Genomic DNA, 22,686 nt, shown 5'->3' with positions numbered 1-22,686 from the left:
GACATAAACAAATGATGTTAGCTTCAAACACTCAAAGACTCTTTCTCCTGCCGCTCATCTCCCGACAATAATTATGTTTGTTAATAGGTGAAACTCCGAAAGCATTAGTCGAGCATCACTAGGAGGAAGGTTAGTTTCTAAAGCTGAGCGGCTTGCCTCATTGAATTAATAATTTAGAGCAAGCCTCTTTGCCTTTGCCGTGATAGGGTTCTTCATCTATTCAAGGATACGCTTTAGCCAAGCCTAAAGTTAAAGTAGGGTCTGGGCTTAGCGACGTAAGCAACGGTAAGCTGGTTGTATTATTTAGATTTTTTTGAAAAACTACTTAGCTATATTTTAGCCATGATGGATTGGATAGGTAATCGATTTTGAGCTTGGGGAACTTTTGTTGTAATTGGTCGGCCAACATTTGCATCCCCGGTGACTCGCTTTCCTGATGACCTAAAACAATTAAACCCGTTTTTTGATTAAGATAATGAGCATCACGTAAATATTCAGGTGTCTCCCATTCTGGTCCTTCCCCATAGATGACAAGGTCAAGCTTGTACTTATTAATTAATGGAATCGTTCTTTCACTGCCTCCACGATAGCCAACAAACAGACCAATTCTCTTACAAGTCATTGTCTTATCTCCTGCATATTTAATCTGCTTTAGTTCAAGCTTTGCCTTTACTTCATTAATGATCTGGTCAAGTGTTTGAGCTGGTAACTCGATAATCACTGCTACTGTTTCGTGTTTAAGGACATAGTTCTGCCAGTTTAAGGCATGCACAAGCCCAACAGTTATCAGATCAGGCTGGTATTGATGAATATAGTCATGTAGTCGGAAAATTTGCAGTTGATTGCGTTCAATGAGTGATTTCTTTTTTTGATAAAGCCAAGTATCGGCAAAATTAGTCCGATCCCAATGTGAGTAGAAGATACCTTCATGTGTGATCATCATATTAGCACCAAGCTTGATTGTTTTTTCAATTGCTTCAATGGTGGGCATAAAGGTAACTGTTACACCAGTAATAGACTGTTCCATGCTACCGAATTTCAGAGTATCAACAGTCCTTTCGATAGGTTCGATAGGCTGGATAAGAGAATGAATAATATCTTTTGTATAAATTTTCACGGCGTCCCCTCCTTTTCTGTTGCTATCATACTATAAACGTTGAATCTAGAAACAGCTTTATTCTTTAGCATTTTCTTTGATAATTAAAGAAGCTGACTATTTACTCCCTAACCTGAAGCGCTAATTGTTAAGATATGGACCATGGAGATGATTACCACGATTGCTGGCGTGACTGCTTATCGATTTGGGCTTATGCCTTTGCCCGAAAACTAGCAGGAGAGGTAGTTGGGAAAAATGGTGATAAAGATGAGATGAACTCCCCTTATTGCTACGCTTTATTATATAATTGATTACTATAGAGCGGATAGGTTAATGGGCTTGATAATAGAAGCTATTTACAGCAAGTAGAGCATCCTATTACAATAATTTTTGAACACTTTCTTACATTTTAGATTACATTTGAGGTGAATAACTTGTCGAAAATTCTTAAACCGAACCTATCAACGATTGAACGCATATCAGATTTTGAGTCTGTTTATTGTGTTGAGAACCCAATTATAGAAGATGTTATTATCGAAGATTGCTCGATAGGCAAGGAAGTTGAAAAAGGTCTGGAAATCAGAGATGCAATTTTACGTCGAGTCAACCTCGACGGGTTCTCTTGTGAAAAACTTTATTTAAGAAATGTCCGTTTTGAAAAATGCTTCCTGACTAATGCCCAGCTAGAAGAGATTACAATGGATCGGGTTGAGTTTATTAATTGTCAGCTTACAGGTGTCCTTATGCCAGATAGTCGATTAAATCATGTTTGGTTTTCGAATTGCAATATGCAATTAGTCGGGATGGGATATAGTCAGCAGAAAAATGTCCATTATCAAGAGTGTTTACTTCGACAGGCTGATTTTTATCTGAATCAATGGAAAAATGTTGTTCTTAATCAATGTGATCTTACCGGTGCTAATCTAGCACAAACAAAATTAGCAGGCATTGATATAAGTCGCTCATCTTTTGACAATATTACCATAGGCATTGATGATTTGAAGGGGTGTATTGTTAATGAAGAGCAGGCCCGAGCTTTTTCAAGGTTGCTTGGTTTAGTGGTGCGGTCGGATTAAGCAAATTGTAGAGGGTATTAAAGGATTAGGTGAGGTTAATAAATAGTCAAGAAAATATTTAAAATCATTGATAATTAAGTAACTAAATAAAATGTCACACATTTTATAAGCCAAAAGATAGGATAGATGAACAGGATTAAAATACCTTTATTCATCTATCCTTTTTTGCACACAAATGCCCTCATTACTATAACAATAGTGTTGTTTGTTCATCAACTTACGCCCCCCTAAAGTTTAAGTGTAATATTTCGCAATATATAAAATCCCTACTGATCTCCATCCTCTACCGAACTAGAAACCAACTTAGTTTCAATAGGGAATGGGATATGTCGAATCCAAAAAAATTATTGAGAAATACATTATTCAATCAAAAAAGAGGTTACGATTTCCAGACTTGGAGTTTTGAACTCTTGATTCTTAGTAGTTTTTAACATCGTTAATCCTTGTATGGTAGCAAAATAGAAAAGTGTCATCTCCATAACATTCCCCTGTTTAAATTGACCAAGTTTCTGACCCTTTTCGATTAATCGGGCAGTTTGATGTATTATTGCTTCACTCTGCTTATTAAGATTTTTTATTTGAGGAGAAGGGTCTTCTATCGTTAAGGATTGATTCATAAGCATGTAAAAATGTGCATATTCATCATCCTTATCAAGGTCATTTAATATTTCCAGTGTAAATTGATTAATTAACTCCACAGGAGAATCATCACTTTGAAACAATTTCACAATCCTTTCTAACCCCTCTGCAGCATAGGCAACTAACTCATTAAATAAATCTTCTTTCGTTTTGTAGTGACGATACATTAGCCCAATACTGATTCCCGCCCCTTCGGCAATATCCTTCACACTTGTTGCAACAAATCCTTTCTTTGCAAATAGCTTAATGGCAGCTGAATGAATTTTATTTCTAGTTGCAATTCTCATTGCTTCATATTGTTCTTCTGTTCTAGGCAATATTTCTCTCTCCTTTTACCCTTTCCGATATATAGCAAAGAAATGTCCTTATTTTTTCATATATTTCAAGGATAAAAGATTATTAATTCCATTTTTCTTGGCTATCCTTTCCGGTATAGGTTTTCTTTTGTATTCTTCAAAACCCAATTTCTCATACAATCGTATGGCAGGTATATTCGTATCCGCCACCTCGTCAATGACATAATCATCGTACGGTGTGTTTTCAATGATATGTTGGATAGTTTGAGAAGCGACACCTTGTCCTCGGAATTTTTGAGCTGTTCCAACAAACTCAATTGACCCAGTATTTGAAGGGGAACTTTCATAAGGAGCTTCAAACTCCTTTTTTAAAAAGACTCCTGCCATGCTTCCCTTGAAGAAACCTAAGTGCTTTCTCAACTCTTTTATATTTAGTCTTACCGAATGGCTTTTTCGATCTGTACAAGCCACCACTCCAGCAATTTCACCGTTTGCGATAGCTACATAAAATTGATCTAAAATGAACATATGAGCAAAAGCCTTAGCAATAGTGTTTTTATCTTTAGAAAAATAGCCAAGCCATTGTGTGAAGCCGTCCGCGAAAATTTCAGCCATTTGTTTTCTAACATTTAGTTCTGTTTTATTAGCTTTGACTATTGTAAATTTATCATTTTTTAATTGCATACATTGTTCTCCTTTTTTAATGAATGAATATATTTTCATTATAAAATTAAAATGCTAGATTGTAAAGTATGAGTTCTTTGTCATGTGTTGTCTAAATTTCAATATATATCCCATCTCATTGTTGGCTCGGTTCTGTGCTACTCAGGTATCTAAAGGCATACGTTCTGTTGCTCATCCCATCGCCCCTCGATCTGCTTGATTTGATTCGGTATCTTTCAAACAAAATTATAGGGGAATCAATTTTGAGTAAACGACGAGTAGCTGTGATAGCTAATTGAGTGAACTATCCTATCAGCAATTGGTTACAATTGTTAAAAGCTACTTGACACAGTCTTTGTTTAATGGTTAAATTAAGTGTAGACAAATACGAATAAATAACAAACTCTTGTTCATGCTCACAAACGCAAACTGGAGTTTTATTTATACCTTGGATGTTAGCGCTTACACTTTAATGGGAGGCTATATCATGAATCGAGTCGTTTTGGTTGATGATGAACAATTTGTCAGAAAAGGAATTATCGCATTAATGGATTGGCAAGCAATAAGGTACCAAGTTGTAGGTGAAGCGAGTAATGCAGAAGATGCCTTACAAACCATTCTTGAACAAGAGCCAGATGTTGTGTTAACAGATATAAGGATGCCTGTCTATGACGGGTTGAAATTAATTCAACGTGTTAAAGAAGAAGCTTCAAAAGTCCCCAAATTCATTATTATTACTGGCTATAGCGATTTTGAATATGCACAACGCGCTGTCCGGCTTGGCGTAACAGATTTTATTTTAAAGCCAATAGATAGAAGAGAACTTGAGCAGACTTTTACTGAACTAACACCTATTATTGAAAAGGAACGTTTAGAAGAACAGGCTAACCAACGGTTTATTAACTTTGGACTTTTTCAGCGTGTTATTGTCAATCATGATTCAGCGAGACCACAAGAGTTGGCACAGCTTGCAGGAGATATTAATAAAAAATTATGCTATCTGATGATAGATATTCGTGATCAGGTAAGGACGGCAATTGTAGGTGAACAAATTAATCGAGCGATCTCTGAGTTTATTGGTGACCCAAATGTATTTATTCATCCCCATGAACAAGAAGGTTTTGGCGTGATTTTACAAGAAAAGCATCTTCCGCAAAATTTAAATGAAGTGCCATGGTTTTTGTCACGTTTAAAAAGTCACCTGGAAAAAGAAATAGATAAAAAGATCTTTTTATTTGCTGGTCAGATTAAAAATGGATTGGCGGGATTAAGACAGTCATATCAAGCGGCAATGATTGCTAGTGAGCGTCGATATATTCAAGAGCATGATCAACCGCTAATGTATCAGGAAAGACTCGCGCAATTACATGCTACAAACACGCCACTAAATCATACATTTATTACACGTTTTCTCGAAAAAATAGAAGAAAACAATCCCAAAGAGATCAGAAAACTAATCAATCAATGGGTTGAAGAAGTTCAAGCCATTGCTGCGCCATTTGATGAAATTAAAATGTTTGTTTTCCAATTAGAAAAAGAATTAGAATCTACCATGCGTCGCATTGCTGGACATAATGAACTAAAAGATGAACTAGGTTCATTAATGGCAGCATTTAATTGTAAAAAAACACTTAATGAATTTCGCCAGGATTTACAGTCCTATGCCTTAGCAGGTGGGAGCTTACTTTGTAAACTTAATAAAGAGAGATACAATGGTGATATCTATAAAGTTAAACGCTACATTCATCAACACTACAGTGAGAATCTCACATTAAAAAAAATTGCTAATCAATTTTATATGAATCCGGTTTATTTGGGACAGCTGTTTAAAAAAACATATGGTGTTTACTTTAAAGATTATTTATTACAGGTAAGAATTGAAAAGGCTAAACAAATTCTCCGCCAAACAGATCTGCGTATTTATGAGGTTGCTGAAGAGGTTGGTTTTGGGAGCTCTGATTATTTTGTTACTCAATTTGAAAAGATGGAAGGGAGTACACCCTCTAAATATCGCCAACGAATAATCAATTAGTAAAGTAATGGGTACGGATTGCCCTCATGTTAAAAATATGATCGGATAAAGGGTAGCGAGTCAAGGCTATCAATGATTAAGCAGTAAAATGTAAGATGAAAAAGCTGTAGCATTTCGATTGATATCAGTGTTCACTCGAAGCAAAATCAAATACGCCTTGGCGTATTTGCGCCCAGATTTTATCGCAGTGTAACTGGCTGGGGCTGTGATTACTCGCCCCATCGAAGGGCTTTTGTAAGACTTCCACTTTAAGAAATAAGGGAACACGTCATGTGACAACGTCTGCATTAGCACATCCTATGTATCGAAAACCCCACTGAACGAAGTTTCATCTTATCAAGTGAAGCTCGATAGATTCCACTGAGCATCCGTCGGAGGCTTTAAATTGATTCAGCTGGGGCTTGAACCCCACTGAATGAAAGACAAATGGGCATTTATCTCACCACTAATAGTAGGGGAGACTGTTGCTGAATAAAGTTAAAAAAGGTGTTGCTGTTCAGCAACACCTTTCATATTAAGATCGGAAAATTATATCTTTAATTTCTAACTATTATCGTGATAAATGTACAGAAAATCTAAGGTCAGATGCTGATTTAGCTTGGATCGTAAATAAAATAGTCAAAGTCTGCATGTAATCGTTCTCCTGATGTATCTTGTACAGCCATCCCTACAAATGCACCGGTAAAGAAGCCACCTCCTCGAATATAATCATCAGATAGTTTATAGGATGAGAAGACTGGTCCAATTTTATCCCAGTTAGTACCATCCAGACTATAAGCATACTGGTAGTCATTATAATCAACCTCGACACGCAAATAAACCGGGCTGTTGTCCTGTGGTAAAATGACTTCTTTTCCTTTGATAGGCTGAGAGAATACGGTATTGTCATGAACCATAAGATCTAGAATACGCCCTTTTTCCTCGTGGTGTGTAACATTTAGATAGGTCCAGTTTTCGGTATTGTAATAGTTAACCATCCCAGCCGCCTGCTGAAAATTATTCGGCTCGAATTCTACTTTTGTTTCAGCTTTGAATTTAAAATGTTGCCAACGACGTGCTACTAGTGCTTGAGTAAATAGTGATGTCAAAGATTCTCGTCCAGAAATTCGTAGATGTCCAGGGCGTGCTTTAAGTGAAACAATATCTTCTCCTAACGGAATACGTAAGGTTTGGAAATCGAGCGGTAATTGCTTAGCATGGAAATCCTCTTTTATAGGTATTGGATCAAATGGATGTTCTGTGATATTAGGGCCTTCAATTTCATCCTGTGGGTAGTTCCCGCCAACGATATAAGGCCAATGATCTCGCCATTCTAAGCGCTGAATCGCAGTCTCACGACCTAATGGACAATAACCACGTGGATCAAGCAGCGGATCAGCTAACTTTGGCAACACACGTCCTGTCAAATGGACAAAGAACCATTCACCAGTATGTGTTTGAACAATTGAACCATGCCCGGCCTTTTGTAAATAAATTCTTGGATGGGCCCAAGATGAAATTAATGGGTTTTCAGGATGAACCTCGTATGGTCCTTCAATTGATTTGGATCGAGCTATCGTTGACTGATGGTCAAATTTAGTTCCACCTTCTGCTGTTAATAAATAATAATAACCATCAATATAGTACAGGTGTGGTGCTTCCGTTAATTTGACATCTGTTCCCTTAAAAATAACCTTTTTGTCACCAACTAACTTTTGTTGATTGTGATCATATTCCTGCAGTACAATACCATAAAAGTTATGATGTCCTTCACGGTGATCCCACATCATATTGACAAAATACTTCTTCCCGTCATTAGGATTGTGAAATAAAGATGGGTCGAAACCAGAACTATTCATATAAATTGGCTCTGACCAGTCTCCGTCTATGGTGTCGCAAGTTGTTAAATAATTGTGACTATCTTTCCAGCGTCCATCTGTTACTTTAATGTCAGAGTAAATGAGCCAGAATTTCCCTTCGTAATAGGATAACTGTGGCGCCCAAACGCCACCAGAGTTTGGGTTCCCTTTCATATCAAGCATTGAAATCCGATTTAAGGGACGGGAAACTAGCCGCCAATTTTTCATATCTTTAGAGTGGTAAATACTTACACCTGGAAACCATTCAAAGGTGGATGTTGCAATATAATAATCCTCACCTGCACGGCAAATGCTTGGATCTGGATTGAAACCTGTTAAAATAGGATTTTGAATTTTCATCTGGATAACCTCCATGTCTTATTTCCAAATTTTAAATTTCCCAGCAAGGGAAAGTAATGCAAAAAAGTATAAACAATTGTCGTAGTAACGTCGTTTCCCTGTGCGTAACGGTGTTTGCCAAAATGTTAAGATATAGTGATCGCTTAGTGTGCCAGTTGTGGCCAACGAGGCCATTGCAAGTGAAGCTAATAGACCAGTAGGGTGAAGTGCTTTCTCTTTAAAAGCTTTTCCATCTGTTTTATAGCGTCGGTAGTCTTCAACTGGGATATCCTTAAAGAAGTCCTGAACCTTTTGATTAACTTCGAATGGAGTCTCAGGATTACGGAACCACTCGTAATCAAGACCAATATTGCAAACGACACGATACGAATCACTAAAAAAATGTCCATAGCCCCTAACATGGTTAGGGCGACCATCATAAAAGGCATATTCTGGTGAAAGACCTGTTTGATCATGGGCGGCCAGTCGTATGTATGCCCGACTTGCTTTGGTTGCTTGTTGCCAAAATTCCCGGTCATCTTGATCAGCCCATTCAGCAAATAACTGATAAAAGTGTGGCAGATGATACGATGGATCAGTAAAATCTACTTCTGGTACAAATTTGATTAATTTATGGTCGTGATTCCACATTGGATAACCATCATCGATCTCCCCTTTATGAATACAGTGCTTCAAAAGTGTTGTAGCTTGTTCAGTGTAGTTAAATGGGGCTTCACGATCGCCCCAGCGATTTCCTGCAAAGTATAAAGCCAAAGCAAAATACTCTTCGCCATCAGGTGCAGGGCCTTGTGCATTTTTGGTTCCATCTAATTGGCATGACCAAGCAAAATAGCCTTTATGCACACCTTCACTCATATACATATAGGTTTTTGACCATTGCCAAATACGATCAAAAACTTCCTGTTGATCCATTTGAACCGCCATCATCATCCCATAGGATTGCCCCTCTGTTCGGACATCATTATTTCCCGTATCGACTATGTAGCCCATACCATCGTCTGTTTCAAAATAAATTTGTGATTCTGGGTCTTCATTAGTAAATAAGCGTTTCCACGTCTCTTGAACTTTTTCTTCTACCGTATTTGGGTCAATTCCTATTTTTTCTGTAAACAAATTGCGGTAATGACCAGTAAAATAAGCACCTTGTTTCATGAGTGACCTCCCTTATTCAGTTAATATGAGACTAATTTTCCATCGTCTAGACCGGGATAGGTTGGTGTTTCATCTTTAATAGGTAAATAGGTTAATAATGTAAGTTCGTTTTTTTCTAATTGAATCTGCTCAATAACCTGCCCCGATTCAAGCTGTTCTGTTTCAATTAATGGCTGTGAGGAGGCTTGAAGCAGTTTAATCTGGGTCTGAGTTGGAAAACGTGGTCGGCCAAGCTGCTTCCAGACTCCCCATGGATTGCCATGTCTTTCAGTTAAGCGTTTACGCTGTTTAAACCATATCTGATCACTTTCAATCGGTAGGGTAAAACGAATCGTTTTTTCAAATCCAGTTCCTTTTTCCATGACTAGATTCCAGGCGAGTGCAATAATTGTTCCGTCAGCTTTTTTTGTTAGTAAAAGCTGATCATCTCGATAAAGCTCTGTTTCACCTAGTTGATTAAAAAAGGAGAATAAGTGGTAGGTTGGTTTAGGAATTTGGTTTAGTGCGATTAAACCAAAGCCACCATGAAATTGACTTTTTGGAATGCCAGACTCCTCAAACACATCACTGAAGGTCCAATAGGAGAAAGAATCGACAATATCACCAGCTACCGCTAAAATCTTGGCTAAATAGGTTGCATTAATTAACGTATCATGAATCGGATTTATTGGACTGTATGATGTATTGAATTCAGTAATATGAAAGGGTAGATCCGCAAAGTCAGATGCCTTTATCATTTCCTTTACCGATAAAAATTGCTCTAACATATTTTCTGGTGGTTCAAGCTCTTGATAATAGTAATCTGGTGTGACCTCTGGTTTCTGTGATGTATAGGCGTGACGGCTAAAAAAATCAACCGGCACGTGACGGTCACGGCAAAAATCAAGAAAATCTTTGACCCAGTAATCAGTACCGCCACAAATAGCTGGACCGCCTACTTGGAGATCAGGATGTATGGCTTTAACTGTTTTAGCTGTCACTTCGTATAACTTAAAATAGGCTTGTTGATCAGCATTTTCCCAAAAATTTGTTAGATTTGGCTCATTCCATACTTCGAATGGCCAAGTCAATACTTCATCCAGTCCATAACGCTCAATAAAATGTTCGACCGTTTTTTGAATAAGCTCAGCCCATTTTTGATAGTCAGCAGGTGGTGTCACATTTCCTTGCCAATAAAAGATCGTTTGCTGACCAGATGCTAATTTCCTTGGCATAAAGCCAAACTCGACAAAAGGCTTTAAATCTAAGTCAAGAAAGGTATCAAAAATACGGTCAATATAGGTAAAATTGTAAAAAGGTTTAACGACACCATCCATTTCCAACTCCTGATAAATTCCAATATCATCATGAAAAAGTCCATGTCCACGAATATAACGAAAGCCAATCTCTTCCTGAAGCTGTCTTAAATGCTTGACATACTCTTCCTGTAACGCCAGTCCTAAGCGTCCTGTACCGATGCAATATTTCCAATTTTGCTTACGTTGCCTTTCCTTATACATATCAGATTTAATGATAATAATAATCCCTCCACTCTAGTCTTGTTTTCTTCTTTTAATCGTACAAAAGAAAGCGCTTAAATTAAAGGGTACGAATTATAGGTTTTAGTGCAAAAAGTATAGAATTAGCCCAGATTTACTAGTATATGGCTGAAAATCGTAATATACTTTATTACATTAAATCTTATTTAGAATTTCAAAGAAATACTTTAGTTTCTTAAATATGTAATCGCTTTAAAAGTAGTATATTATGCATATACTCGTTTAAAGGTCTAACTTCATTCAGCAAAAATTTCCCTCCTCTATAAGTAGTGAGATGAATGTATAGTTGTCTACCATTTTGTCGGGTTCAACCCCCGAATGAATCAAGTTAAAGTCTCAGGCGGATGCCAGCTTTTCAGGGGAAGGTTACCGAGCTTCGCTCGATGAAATCTGGGCACACATACGCTTAGGTGCATTTGAATAATGAGTGGATAGAAACGTTGTCGTTTGAATCTGCTTGCTTCAGATTTGGTGACATTTTGAAAACGTTTCTGTAATGGTAAGGTGGGAACAGATGAGACGTATTTTAGGGTTATGGCTATTTTTTTCTATTTTAGCCATTAGTGGTTGCAATGCAGAGAGGGCTGAAGGAAATCATGATCCTGATGCTTTTCAAGTTATGTTTATTTCCAATATTCCTCAAAGTAATCAAGCTGCTATTCAGGATTATGTTGAGGCAATCATTCACGATAAACTATCGTTAGATCTTGAAGTAGTGGTTGATCTTCACTTTTTTTCGTATGAAAAGCTTACAATAGAAATTTTAAATAAGCAGGTAGATATGTTTGTAGTCGACGCAGAGTTGGATCAAATACTCATAGATCCCTATGGTTTAGTGCCTTTAGATGAATTTGCTCAATACATTGAGGACCAAGACTTAATTAGCGCGTATAAACGTCGTGTTGAAGGGGACGGTATCGAATATTTATATGCTTTACCCTTAACACCAGAAATGTCATTTATGCAAGGTTTAGAGTTTAGTCAAGCTCACAAGCTCATTGTAGGTATTGTGGCATCATCGCCACATCAATCCATTGCTAAGCAGGTGCTAGACCTTTGGATTAAGTAGCTATCGAACTTAAGGGGGAACAACTGTGGAAAACAATTATGGTTTTTTTGCAACGAAGTGGTATCGGATTATGGAATGGATTTGGCGTTTAGCCTTTTTAAATATTTTATGGCTTGTTTTTACTATAGCTGGTTTAGGTGTTATAAGTGTCTTTCCAGCAACAGTCGCGGTCTACACGGTATTAAGAAAGTGGTTAATCAGAGACCCGGAAGTAGCTATCTTTACAGTATTTTGGTCAAGCTTTAAGAAGGACTTTTTTAAAGCAAATGGTCTAGGCTACATCTTATTGTTGATCGGCTTTGTGCTGTACTTTAATTATAATTACTTAGCGATCGTTTCGGGATTAGAGCATACGCTTATCTTATTATTTTGGTATATAAGTATGGCTATTTATTTATTGCTGCTATTCTTTCTTTTTCCCGTCTATGTTCATTACGAGCTTCGCTTTTTTCAATATTTTAGAACAGCACTGCTAATTGCTATATCAAATCCGCTTTCGCTTATTTCAATCATAGCAAGTTTAACGGTTGGTTTAGCTGTTTTTTATTTCATACCAGGTCTGGTACCATTCTATTTTGCTAGTGTGCTAATGTGGTTAATCATGTGGAATGTTACCCATGCTTTTAGACGAACAGAATGGAAGCTTCAACGTATCGAGGATGGGGATGATGTATCTTGGAGAAAGTATAGCTATAAAAGCGTTAAAGACAAGATCATATCGATGCGTCAATCTTAATTGAGTAGTGAAAAGGCGGTAGGTATGAGGCAGTTTATCCAATCCTTTAATGACTTAAAAATCCGTAATAAATTTCTAATTGTTTACTTTATTTCTGTGTTTATCCCAATTGTCTGCTCCAATTTAATATTTTATATGATGACCACTGAGCGCTTTTTAGAGCAAAAACGAACAGATATTCATTTAGTGGTTGACCAAGCCCATGAGGACTTCAAAAGATTAACCGATCAAGCGATTGGGATGGTAACGACTCTGTATTTAGATGTTAGACTTTATAACTTCTTTGATCAGGACTACCAAAGTGCTATTAAATATGTAGAGGCTTATAATGACGTATTAAAGCAGTATGGCACTGCTAAACCTTTGTATCATTCTATTCAAGATATTAATTTTTACACAAATAATCCAACAGTGATTTTTTCTGGAGGAGTTCTTCAACTAAATGAAGAGGCTCAATCCAAGTCGTGGTACAGTCAGATCACACAAGTCTCTCATCCAGTGGTATTTAGAGATCGGACTGTTCAAGATGATCTTTCCATTTCGATATTACAAAAAATGGACTATTATTTTCTTTATGATGCCTATGAAAAAATCGTTCGTGTCAGTATTAACCCGATAGCGATCAAACAAGTTTTTAGCAATGTTACCCTTCAAGGTGATTTTTATTTAATTGACGAGCATGGTTATATCGTCTATACCAATAATCCAGATATCCCTTGGGCTCTAAATGATATTGTCTTTTCTGAGATTAAATTAACATCAGAGCACATCGTAGCTCGACGCGAAATAAACCATAATTATTTGGAGAATTGGCAAGTTATCGGAGTGGTCGATCAGTCTGTGTTTACAGGAGAGTTACTCGAATCGAGTCGCTTTATTCTTATATTAAGTATCATCAACTTTGTTTTACCAACATTAACCATTTTATTTATTTCAAAATCATTTCATTTCCGTTTGGAGAAAATACTGCGTCATTTGAAGAAGATTGAAAAACAAAATTTTGAAGAATATCCCTATATCAAATCTAAAGATGAAATCGGACAACTAATGGGACAAATTAATCGAATGACGAGAAAGATTAATACCCTATTTAATGAAGTCTACAAGGCTAATCTGGAGAAAAAGGACTTGCAACTAAAGGAAAAACAGGCGCAACTAAGTGCATTACAAAGTCAGATTAATCCTCATTTTCTGTTTAATTCATTAGAAACGATTCGGATGAGAAGTCTGATAAAAAATGAAATTGAAACAGCCAATATTATCGAGAATATGGCTGGAATCTTTAGAAATGCTTTAACCTGGGGAAAAGAATGGGTGATGGTGCAAGATGAAGTTCATTTAATTCAAGCTTTTTTAGAAATTCAAGCATATCGATTTGGTGATAAATTGTCTTATCAATTATCAGTCGATCCGGAAGTCATACATAATCAAATTCCTAATCTTTCAATTTTACCTTTCGTTGAAAATGCGAGTATCCATGGCATCGAACCGATCAAAGACCAAGGGGTCATACAAATTAAAATTTATAAACAGGTCAATGCGATTGCTTTTGAAATCTCAGACAATGGTGTTGGAATGACGAAAGAGCAGCTGCAGCAAATATTAGATCAGCTTGAAAGTGAAAATTATATGGGGGATAGTGTTGGCATTCAGAACGTTTATTACCGACTTAAGCTTTATTATAAGAATGATTTTGTTTTTTCATTATCAAGTGAAGAAAATAAGGGAACAACAGTCAAGCTTGTTTTACCGAACAAGAAAATAGAAGAGGACGCTAGTTTTGTAAAAAGTGATCCAAGATAAAGTTTCCTGTTACTAGGCGCGTGCGATAATAGATCACACGCGTTCTTTTTTGTTCGATAATGCTCGTCTAAATAAATGAAATAGTTATCTTATTGTGAATACGTAAACGTTTAACTAAGTTAACTTTAAGCGTTTTTACATTATACGCAAGGAGATTTGAACCGATCCGGTTTTGATGCAGCGAATATATGCCCCTAGAAAGCGAGTCGCAAAAAAATAAGTGGCCCAAAAAAGAAGGAGGTTTTAAGCAAAGCGCTCCAAAAAACCTATATTTTTTTAGGATCGCCCTTTAGTTTACCCTAGTGTGCATGTTAAAGGCATTCGCTATAATGAAAGTGCTTTCATTATAGCGAAATCATTTATTGAAAGGGGTTAGTCAATTGTTTAGAAAGAAGACTTTGTTAGTCCTAATCTTTTTAAGTCTATTCATGTTGTTAATGGCATGTGGTAATGGAGATGATCAGACATCTAGCAATGATGCGGTATCGGATGGAGATACTGCAGAAACGACAAATGAACCGGTTACTTACCACTATTTTGTTGGTGCATCGGGTAAAGATATACACACAAACGAAACAGAGGTAGGAGCCATGCTTGAAGAAGAAACAGGTGTTAACTTCCAAATGGAGTACCTAGTTGGAGATCTAATGGAAAAGCTAGGTGTTATGGTAGCTGGTGGTGAATACCCTGATGTAATTGTTCCAGACCATGGTATAGACATGTTACTTGATGCAGGAGCTTTCATTCCGCTCAATGATTTACTAGAAGAGCATGGTCAAAATATTTTAGCGATGTACGCAGATTACCTTGATCGCTTTACGATGCCTGATGGTAATATTTATTACATCCCATTTGGCCCAACAATTAATGAATATCAACCAAACCCTAATATCGATCAAGGTGCATTTTGGATTCAACGTGGGATTCTTAAAGAATATGATTTTCCAGAGATTAAAACTTTAGATGAATATTTCGATATTATTAAACGTTATGCAGATGAAAATCCTGAAATAGATGGTCTGCCGACAGTACCATTCACAGGGTTAACCTATGACACAAGCTTTTTTACATTTTCTAACGTACCTAATCACTTAGCTGGTTATCCAAACGATGGTAGTGTCATGATAGATATGGAAACACATGAAGCGCGTGTATATGCAGACTCTGATTATGCGAGACGTTATTTAGAAGCATTAAATGAATTAAATGCGGAAGGTTATTTAGATCAAGAAATGTTTGTTATGAACACGGATGATTATTTGGCCAAGCTGTCATCCGGGCGAGTTCTTGGCTTTTTTGACTACGGCTGGCAATTTGGTCAAGCGCGAATAGCAATTGAGGAAATGGAAGAACCAGATAAAGAATTTATGGCCCTGCCAATTGTGTTAGATGAAGACATTACTGATCAATATCTTGATCCACCAGCATTTACACAAAATCGTGGTGTAGGTATTTCCGTAAGTGCTGAAAATCCAGAGCGTATTATTCAGTATTGGGATCGTCTCATTCAAGAGGATATGCAGAAGCTGGTCATGTGGGGCGAAGAGGGTCGCCACTACACAGTTGGTGATGATGGCCGTTATTACAGAACAGAGGAACAAATTGAATTAACCGGCGATCAAGATGAACGAGAAAGCTTCGGTATGACAGTATTCGAATGGAATTGGCCACGACTGAATGGAACATTCTCTGATGGCAATGCTGTTGAAGCACGTCGCCAGCCAGAGGTTGCTTCAGAAACCTATGATGAAGATGACCGTGAATACTTAGATGCATACGGCATTCAAACATTCTCAGAGCTATTCTCAGCACCAGATGATCGCCCATGGTATCCTGCGTGGAGCGCAAACATCGAACAAGGTTCTGATGTCGCTTTATTCCAAGAAAGAGCTGAAGAGCTAACAAAACGACATTACCCACGCATTGTATTAGCAGATCCTGAAGACTTTGATAATGAATGGGAGACTTTTGTAGAAGAATATCGCAAATTAGAAGTAGAAACATATGAAGAATTCTTCACGAAAACAGTTGAAGAACGTATTAATGGTAACTGGCAATTTAGATAAATCTAGTATTCATAGGGAGATGGCAAACCATAGTTTGCCATCATCCTTGTTATAAAGCTAGTTGATACTGGTAATTGAAAGATAGAGATTAGTTTAGAAAAATAGATGGAATGAAATCAATCGATGCTAAGAAGGAGAGACCTTGCTTAGGTTTTTAACTTCATTTTGCAGAAGTCTCCCACTTCTATAAGTGGTGAGATCAATGCCAATATCTTTTCCATTCGGTGGGTGATGGCCCCAACTGAACGAAGTTTCACTTTATAGATTGATGGTTGATTTATTTTTCTAAATTAATATATGAAAAAGGAGGCAGCTTAATGGGGATACCAGTAAGTCCGTTAACTGTAACTGAAGATTTAAAAAAAGAAAAAAAGTCAAAGCAACCAAAAAAACGAAAAAAGCAAGGAAGTAGGCTTAAATATTTCTTTACTAAATGTCGTGAACAGAAGGAATTACTATGGATGAGTATTCCGTTTCTGATATGGCTATTTATTTTTAAATATCTACCACTAGGTGGTTGGGTGATGGCCTTTCAAGACTTTAAGCCAGCCAGAGGTTTTTTTGACTCGGACTGGGTAGGGTTTGATCAATTTAGGTTTTTATTTCAAGATCAGCGTTTTTTAGAAGTCATGCGTAATACGCTAGCCATGAGCCTGATTAACCTTGTCTTAGGATTTCTAACTGCGATCACGTTAGCGGTTCTATTAAATGAATTACGACAGATACGGTTTAAACGTATTGTTCAAACGATTAGTTACATGCCTCACTTCCTTTCATGGGTTGTTGTAGCGGGACTCGTTTCCTCTGCTTTGGCTATGGAAGACGGAATTATAAACGTTATCTTAATGAATCTAGGCATTATTGAACAACCGATTATGTTTTTAGGAATTGGAGAGTATTTTTGGGGAATTATCGGAGCTTCAGATGTTTGGAAGAGTGTCGGATGGAATTCGATCATTTATTTAGCAGCTATTACAATGATCGATCAGGAGCAGTATGAAGCAGCTGAAATTGATGGAGCCTCAAGACTTCAGCGTATTTTCTATATTACGCTACCAGGAATTCGCTCAGTTGTTGTCATTTTAATGATCATGAATATTGGATATATTTTGGAATCTGGTTTCGAAGCACAGTACCTACTAATGAATCCGCTCAATATGGATTATGCAGAGAACCTTGATATCTTTGTTTTACGCTATGGGATTTCGATGGCTAACTTCTCGCTTGCAACGGCAGCAGGGATGTTTAAAACCGTAGTTTCATTCATATTCTTATTTGCTGCCAATAAAGTTGCCCAAAAACTTGGTGAGGCGAGACTATTTTAGAAGGGAGAGCTACTATGGGGCTAATAAATAGATTAACAGGTAAAAGAAGAAGCGTCGATGACTTAATTTTTGATTCAATTAATATCGTATTAATGCTCGTGCTAGTGGTGATTATGCTTTATCCAATGCTCAATACTCTCGCTATTTCATTGAACGCATCTACAGACACGATTCGTGGTGGAATACGGCTACTACCCCGAGAATTTACTTGGTACAACTATCAACACGTGTTTAATGAGGCACAAATTTTACGTGCTGGATTAACATCGATATTACGAACATTAATTGGAACGGTATTAGGTGTATTTGCTTCTGCAATGGTTGCTTATACGATTTCTCGACCACATTTCTTTCTGAAAAAATTTATCACGATTACATTTGTCATGACCATGTATATGAATGCTGGGCTAATTCCGACGTATTTACTGCATCGGGAGTTAGGGTTAATCGGATCTTTTTGGGTGTATATTTTGCCGACATTAATTGGGGTCTTTAATGTCATCGTTATTCGTTCGTTTATTGAAGGATTGCCAGAGACCTTATTTGAATCAGCTAAAATGGATGGAGCGGGTGAATTTACTCAATTTTTCCGAATTGCTTTGCCATTGTCATTACCTGTCATTGCTACAGTATCCTTATTTGTTGCAGTTGGCCAATGGAATCAATGGTTTGATGTATTTATTTATAACTCTTCTATCCCTGAGTTGAGTACTTTACAGTATGAGTTGATGAAGGTACTAAGTAACTCTAACGCTGCCTTTAATTCAGGCGCAGGTGCCGAATCTGCTTTTGCTGCGTCTCAAAGTGGTGTTGTGGAAACCGTAACACCACAATCCATCCGTGCAGCGATGACAGTGGTTGTGTCAGTACCGATTATTATGGTTTACCCATTTTTACAAAAATATTTTGTTAAGGGACTTACTATTGGTGGTGTCAAAGGTTAAGGATTAGACTCTAAGCGCCCATGGCTGATTAGCTTGAGGCGCTCTGTTTATTAAGAAAGGGAATGATTATGAAAAAATTTAGAACATCTGAACGGTTAGTCGATCAATTATCAGTGGACCAATTGACAAGCTATCGAGCGTGGCTACAATATCGGCCGATAGGCAACCACGCTTATAGCCAAGAAGTTAAAGAAAGTCTTAGCGAAATTATCGTTGAAACACGTGATGAAGTTATCGATCGGACGCTGGCTGAAATCCAGCTTGCATTAGCTGAAATGATCAATTATTGCCCAGCCATCCATTCATCAGCGATAAGTACTCGTGGCCTATATCTTAAGATAAATCCAGATTACCAGGAAGAAGCATTTACAATTAAAACGGAAGAAGAAAGACTTATATTAACAGGGGGGACAAGTAGAGCACTTCTATACGGAACCTTTCATTTACTCCGTTTAGTTCAGCAGGAGCAGTCGTTAAAGCATTTAGCAATTGAAGAATGGCCAAAAAACCCGATCAGGATGATTAATCATTGGGATGATATGGATGGTTCCGTTGAACGAGGCTATGCTGGTCGGTCGATCTTCTACGACAATTACCAGTTTATTAAAGACCGTCAGCGTATCCATGATTATGCTAGATTACTAAGCTCTGTAGGGATTAACGCGATTACAATAAATAATGTTAATGTACATCAAGTAGAAACGAAGCTGATTACAGATACTTATTTAACGGATGTAAAACAAACATCAGATATTTTTAAACTGTATGGTATTACGTTGTATTTAAGTATAAATTATGCTTCACCAATAGAGATTGGCGGCTTAGATACTGCTGATCCCCTTAATGATCAAGTTAGAGAGTTTTGGAAGGAAACTGCCAAACATGTCTATCAAGCTGTCCCTGAGCTAGGAGGTTTTCTAGTTAAAGCAGATTCTGAGAATCGACCAGGCCCCTTTACGTATGGCCGTAATCATGCCCAAGGGGCTAATATGCTAGCGGAAGCAGTAGAACCCTTTGGTGGTAAGATTATATGGCGTTGTTTTGTTTATAATTGTAAACAAGATTGGCGTGATCGTACGACTGATCGAGCACGAGCAGCCTATGATCATTTCGTACCTCTAGATGGAAAATTCAATGATAATGTTGTGCTACAAATCAAGAATGGACCCATGGATTTTCAAGTGCGTGAACCGGTATCTCCATTAATTGGTGGTTTAGCCCAAACCAATCAATTGCTTGAATTTCAAATTACACAAGAATATCTTGGGCAACAACGTCATTTAGTTTATTTAATTCCACAATGGAAGCAAGTATTAGAGTTCGACACCTTTGCGAAAGGTCAAGGCTCTAAAGTTAAAGACATTGTCAGTGGTGAGTTGTTCAATAATCACATTGCTGGAATTGTCGGTGTTTCAAATATAGGAAAGGATCTTAACTGGACAGGGCATACGATTGCCCAATTAAATTTATACGGCTATGGACGATTAATCTGGAATCCAGATTTAACAGCTGAGCAAATTGCGAATGAATGGATTAAACTAACGTTTAGTCATGATTCAAAGCTAGTCGATACTTTATTAAGCATAGTCATGCCTTCGTGGGAAATCTATGAGAATTATACCTCGCCACTAGGGATTGGGTGGATGGTCAATGTAAATCATCACTATGGCCCTAATATTGATGGATACGAGTATATGACGTGGGGGACATACCACTTTGCTGATCGAAAGGGGATAGGTGTTGATCGTACGTTAAAAACAGGCACCGGCTATACAGGTCAATACTATCCAGAAAACCGAGACCGGTACGAGTCAATTGAGCAATGTCCAGATGAATTATTACTTTTCTTTCACCATGTTCCATATACGCATGTACTTCAAAGTGGCAAGACTGTAATTCAACATATCTATGATACGCATTTTAAAGGTGTGGAGCAGGTTAAATCTATGATTAAGTTATGGGAAAGTTTAGCAGAGTTTATCGATACACAACGCTATCAAGAGGTAAAAGAACGTTTAGAACATCAGTTATGGTCTGCCAAGGAATGGCGCGATATTATCAATACTTATTTTTATCGCAAATCAGGCATACCGGATCAGCATAAGCGTACCATTTATTAGATAGGGGGAAACAGTTCATGAGGATGACATTTAGATGGTTTGGCAGAGATGACGATATACCGCTTAGTTATATCAAGCAAATTCCGGGCATGACGGGGGTAGTCGGTGCCATTTACCATATACCTGTGGGAGAGGCATGGCCTGAAAAAGATGTCAAAATGCTTTATAATCAGGCTCTTAGAGCTGGACTAGAGCTTAAAGTCATTGAAAGTGTGAATGTCCATGATGATATTAAACTTGGTTTACCATCACGCGACCAGATGATCAAGAATTACCAAGCAACGATTCGGACCTTGAGTAAATATGGTGTTAAGGTTATTTGCTATAATTTTATGCCCATTTTTGATTGGACTCGTTCCGACTTGGCCATGCCATTAGCTGATCAATCAACAGTGCTCGCCTATGAGGGCAAGAAGATTGAAGGGATTGAGCCAAGAGAGTTAATTGATCAAATTGCACGAGGATCTAAAGGAATGGTCATGCCGGGTTGGGAGCCTGAGCGATTAGCTGATATTGCCCGGCTTTTCGAACAATATGAAGGAATGACAGAAGAGCGTTTGTTCGCTAACTTGGTTTACTTTTTAGAACGCGTTATTCCAGTGGCAAAAGAGTGTGGGGTTAGAATGGCTATTCATCCGGATGACCCACCTTGGTCTGTGTTTGGCTTGCCCCGTATTGTAAAAGATGAACAGGATTTAGATCGTATTGTTGAGGCCATTGATGAACCAGAAAATAGTATAACCCTCTGTTCTGGCTCACTAGCAGCAAATAAAATGAATAACCTTTTACACATATTTGATAAGTTTATTGCTAAGGATCGGGCTCCATTCTTGCATATTCGAAATATTGCTCATAAGGATAATGGGGATTTTTATGAGGTTGCTCACAAGGATGCGACCGGTTCAGTAGATATACGGGGCTTAATAAAAATATTACACCAACATCAATATGCAGGATTCGTTAGACCAGATCATGGTCGGATGATCTGGGGCGAGGATGGTCGTCCTGGTTATGGTCTCTATGACCGTGCTCTAGGGGCTGTCTATATACAAGGAATTTGGGATGCTTTAAAGGAGGAATAGATAATGGGGTCAACACATCCAAATTTAGCTGGTAAAGTAGCAGTTGTTACAGGAGGCGGTGGTGTACTGTGTGGCTCGATGGCTAGAGAATTAGCTAAGCATGGGGTGAAAATAGCGATATTAAACTATCCTAAGGAGTTTGGTGATCAAACAGCTCAAGCCATTAATCAAAGCGGTGGGGAGGCTATTTCTATCTTTTGCGATGTAACGAAGAAGGAAGTAGTTGAGCAGGCTTGTGTAGAGGTTATTGAAGCCTTTGGACAGGTTGATATTTTAATTAATGGCGCAGGTGGCAATCATCCAGAGGGATCAACGACAAACGAATTATACAGTGAAAAGGATATAGATGATCCAGAGGTCCGAAGCTTTTTTGATTTAACACCAGCAGGGTTTAATCATGTCTTTAACCTTAATTTGATGGGTACATTGTTACCTTCACAGATATTTGCTAAGGAGCTATTGAAAACAAAAGGTGTAATCATCAATATGTCTTCAATGAGTGCGCCAGCTCCGATGACAAAAGTTCCCGCCTACAGTGCGGCGAAAGCGGGAATCGATAACTTCACCAAATGGATGGCCGTACATTTTGGAGAAACGGGTATACGTGTCAATGCCATCGCCCCTGGGTTCTTTCTGACAGAGCAAAACCGACGTCTGTTAACGAATGAGGACGGATCTTATACCGCTAGAACGATAAAAGTACTTTCACAAACACCAATGAAGCGGTTAGGTAAGCCAGAGGATCTTCATGGTGTCTTGTTATGGCTAGTTGATGATACGTTTAGTGGTTTTGTAACGGGCATCAGTGTACCTGTAGACGGTGGTTTTATCGCCTATTCGGGCGTGTAAAG

Annotated in this window: 17 protein-coding genes; 11 read left to right on the top strand and 6 right to left on the bottom strand. The window is 37.8% G+C overall.

Translation table 11 applies throughout. From position 1 onward, the window contains the following. Nucleotides 1–325: 325 nt before the first annotated feature. On the bottom strand, nt 326–1,117 hold the full coding sequence (locus ASE01S_RS02805) for a Nif3-like dinuclear metal center hexameric protein (protein WP_067837978.1): 792 nt from the start codon (nt 1,115–1,117) through the stop codon (nt 326–328). Between the two features lie 413 nt (nt 1,118–1,530). On the opposite strand from ASE01S_RS02805, the gene ASE01S_RS02800 reads away from it, so the two are divergent. Next, on the top strand, nt 1,531–2,172 hold the full coding sequence (locus tag ASE01S_RS02800; protein WP_067837975.1) for a pentapeptide repeat-containing protein: 642 nt from the start codon (nt 1,531–1,533) through the stop codon (nt 2,170–2,172). Between the two features lie 359 nt (nt 2,173–2,531). On the opposite strand, the gene ASE01S_RS02795 is transcribed toward ASE01S_RS02800, so the two are convergent. Next, complete coding sequence (locus ASE01S_RS02795; protein WP_067837971.1) at nt 2,532–3,128, bottom strand: TetR/AcrR family transcriptional regulator; 597 nt, start codon at nt 3,126–3,128, stop codon at nt 2,532–2,534. Between the two features lie 48 nt (nt 3,129–3,176). After that, on the bottom strand, nt 3,177–3,791 hold the full coding sequence (locus ASE01S_RS02790) for a GNAT family N-acetyltransferase (protein WP_067837969.1): 615 nt from the start codon (nt 3,789–3,791) through the stop codon (nt 3,177–3,179). Between the two features lie 466 nt (nt 3,792–4,257). Here ASE01S_RS02790 and ASE01S_RS02785 point away from each other — a divergent pair, with 466 nt between their 5' ends. Next, nucleotides 4,258–5,802 (top strand): response regulator transcription factor, encoded by a 1,545-nt coding sequence (locus tag ASE01S_RS02785; RefSeq protein WP_067837967.1) that lies wholly within the window; start codon nt 4,258–4,260, stop codon nt 5,800–5,802. 593 nt (nt 5,803–6,395) lie between these two features. Here ASE01S_RS02785 and ASE01S_RS02780 read toward each other — a convergent pair. Genes ASE01S_RS02780 through ASE01S_RS02770 form a run of 3 tightly spaced genes read right to left on the bottom strand, consistent with a single transcriptional unit; the run spans nt 6,396 to nt 10,651 of the window. Continuing rightward, nucleotides 6,396–8,000 carry a glycoside hydrolase family 43 protein gene (locus ASE01S_RS02780; protein ID WP_067837964.1) on the bottom strand — a complete coding sequence of 535 codons (1,605 nt, stop codon included), beginning with the start codon at nt 7,998–8,000 and terminating at the stop codon, nt 6,396–6,398. Nucleotides 8,001–8,018: 18 nt separating this feature from the next. Continuing rightward, entirely contained in the window at nt 8,019–9,152 is a 1,134-nt protein-coding gene (locus tag ASE01S_RS02775) for a family 8 glycosyl hydrolase (protein WP_067837961.1), read from the bottom strand. 20 nt (nt 9,153–9,172) lie between these two features. Beyond that, nucleotides 9,173–10,651 (bottom strand): GH39 family glycosyl hydrolase, encoded by a 1,479-nt coding sequence (locus ASE01S_RS02770; protein WP_067837958.1) that lies wholly within the window; start codon nt 10,649–10,651, stop codon nt 9,173–9,175. Nucleotides 10,652–11,204: 553 nt separating this feature from the next. Between ASE01S_RS02770 and ASE01S_RS02765 the strand changes: the two genes are divergently transcribed. From ASE01S_RS02765 to ASE01S_RS02725, 9 genes are all read left to right on the top strand, one after another. Next, nucleotides 11,205–11,759, top strand: coding sequence for a hypothetical protein (locus tag ASE01S_RS02765; RefSeq protein ID WP_067837956.1), 555 nt, complete (start codon nt 11,205–11,207; stop codon nt 11,757–11,759). A gap of 25 nt (nt 11,760–11,784) precedes the next feature. Continuing rightward, entirely contained in the window at nt 11,785–12,495 is a 711-nt protein-coding gene (locus tag ASE01S_RS02760) for a YesL family protein (protein ID WP_067837950.1), read from the top strand. A gap of 24 nt (nt 12,496–12,519) precedes the next feature. Then, nucleotides 12,520–14,298, top strand: a complete 1,779-nt coding sequence (locus tag ASE01S_RS02755) for a sensor histidine kinase (RefSeq protein ID WP_067837947.1) — start codon at nt 12,520–12,522, stop codon at nt 14,296–14,298. 380 nt (nt 14,299–14,678) lie between these two features. Continuing rightward, nucleotides 14,679–16,364: an extracellular solute-binding protein gene (locus ASE01S_RS02750; protein ID WP_067837945.1), complete on the top strand. Its 1,686-nt coding sequence runs from the start codon at nt 14,679–14,681 to the stop codon at nt 16,362–16,364. A gap of 317 nt (nt 16,365–16,681) precedes the next feature. Further along, nucleotides 16,682–17,689 (top strand): ABC transporter permease, encoded by a 1,008-nt coding sequence (locus ASE01S_RS02745; protein ID WP_067837943.1) that lies wholly within the window; start codon nt 16,682–16,684, stop codon nt 17,687–17,689. Between the two features lie 14 nt (nt 17,690–17,703). Continuing rightward, on the top strand, nt 17,704–18,633 hold the full coding sequence (locus tag ASE01S_RS02740; protein WP_067837940.1) for a carbohydrate ABC transporter permease: 930 nt from the start codon (nt 17,704–17,706) through the stop codon (nt 18,631–18,633). A gap of 68 nt (nt 18,634–18,701) precedes the next feature. Further along, nucleotides 18,702–20,753 carry an alpha-glucuronidase family glycosyl hydrolase gene (locus ASE01S_RS02735; RefSeq protein ID WP_067837935.1) on the top strand — a complete coding sequence of 684 codons (2,052 nt, stop codon included), beginning with the start codon at nt 18,702–18,704 and terminating at the stop codon, nt 20,751–20,753. A gap of 17 nt (nt 20,754–20,770) precedes the next feature. Further along, nucleotides 20,771–21,835, top strand: a complete 1,065-nt coding sequence (gene uxuA, locus ASE01S_RS02730) for a mannonate dehydratase (RefSeq protein ID WP_067837929.1) — start codon at nt 20,771–20,773, stop codon at nt 21,833–21,835. 3 nt (nt 21,836–21,838) lie between these two features. Beyond that, nucleotides 21,839–22,684, top strand: a complete 846-nt coding sequence (locus ASE01S_RS02725; protein ID WP_067837922.1) for an SDR family oxidoreductase — start codon at nt 21,839–21,841, stop codon at nt 22,682–22,684. Nucleotides 22,685–22,686: the final 2 nt, after the last annotated feature.

The organism is Amphibacillus sediminis NBRC 103570, assembly GCF_001552275.1.
Classification (GTDB): domain Bacteria; phylum Bacillota; class Bacilli; order Bacillales; family Amphibacillaceae; genus Amphibacillus_B; species Amphibacillus_B sediminis.
Note: the sequence above shows the minus strand (reverse complement) of the source record. Positions and strands in the feature narration are given on the sequence as shown.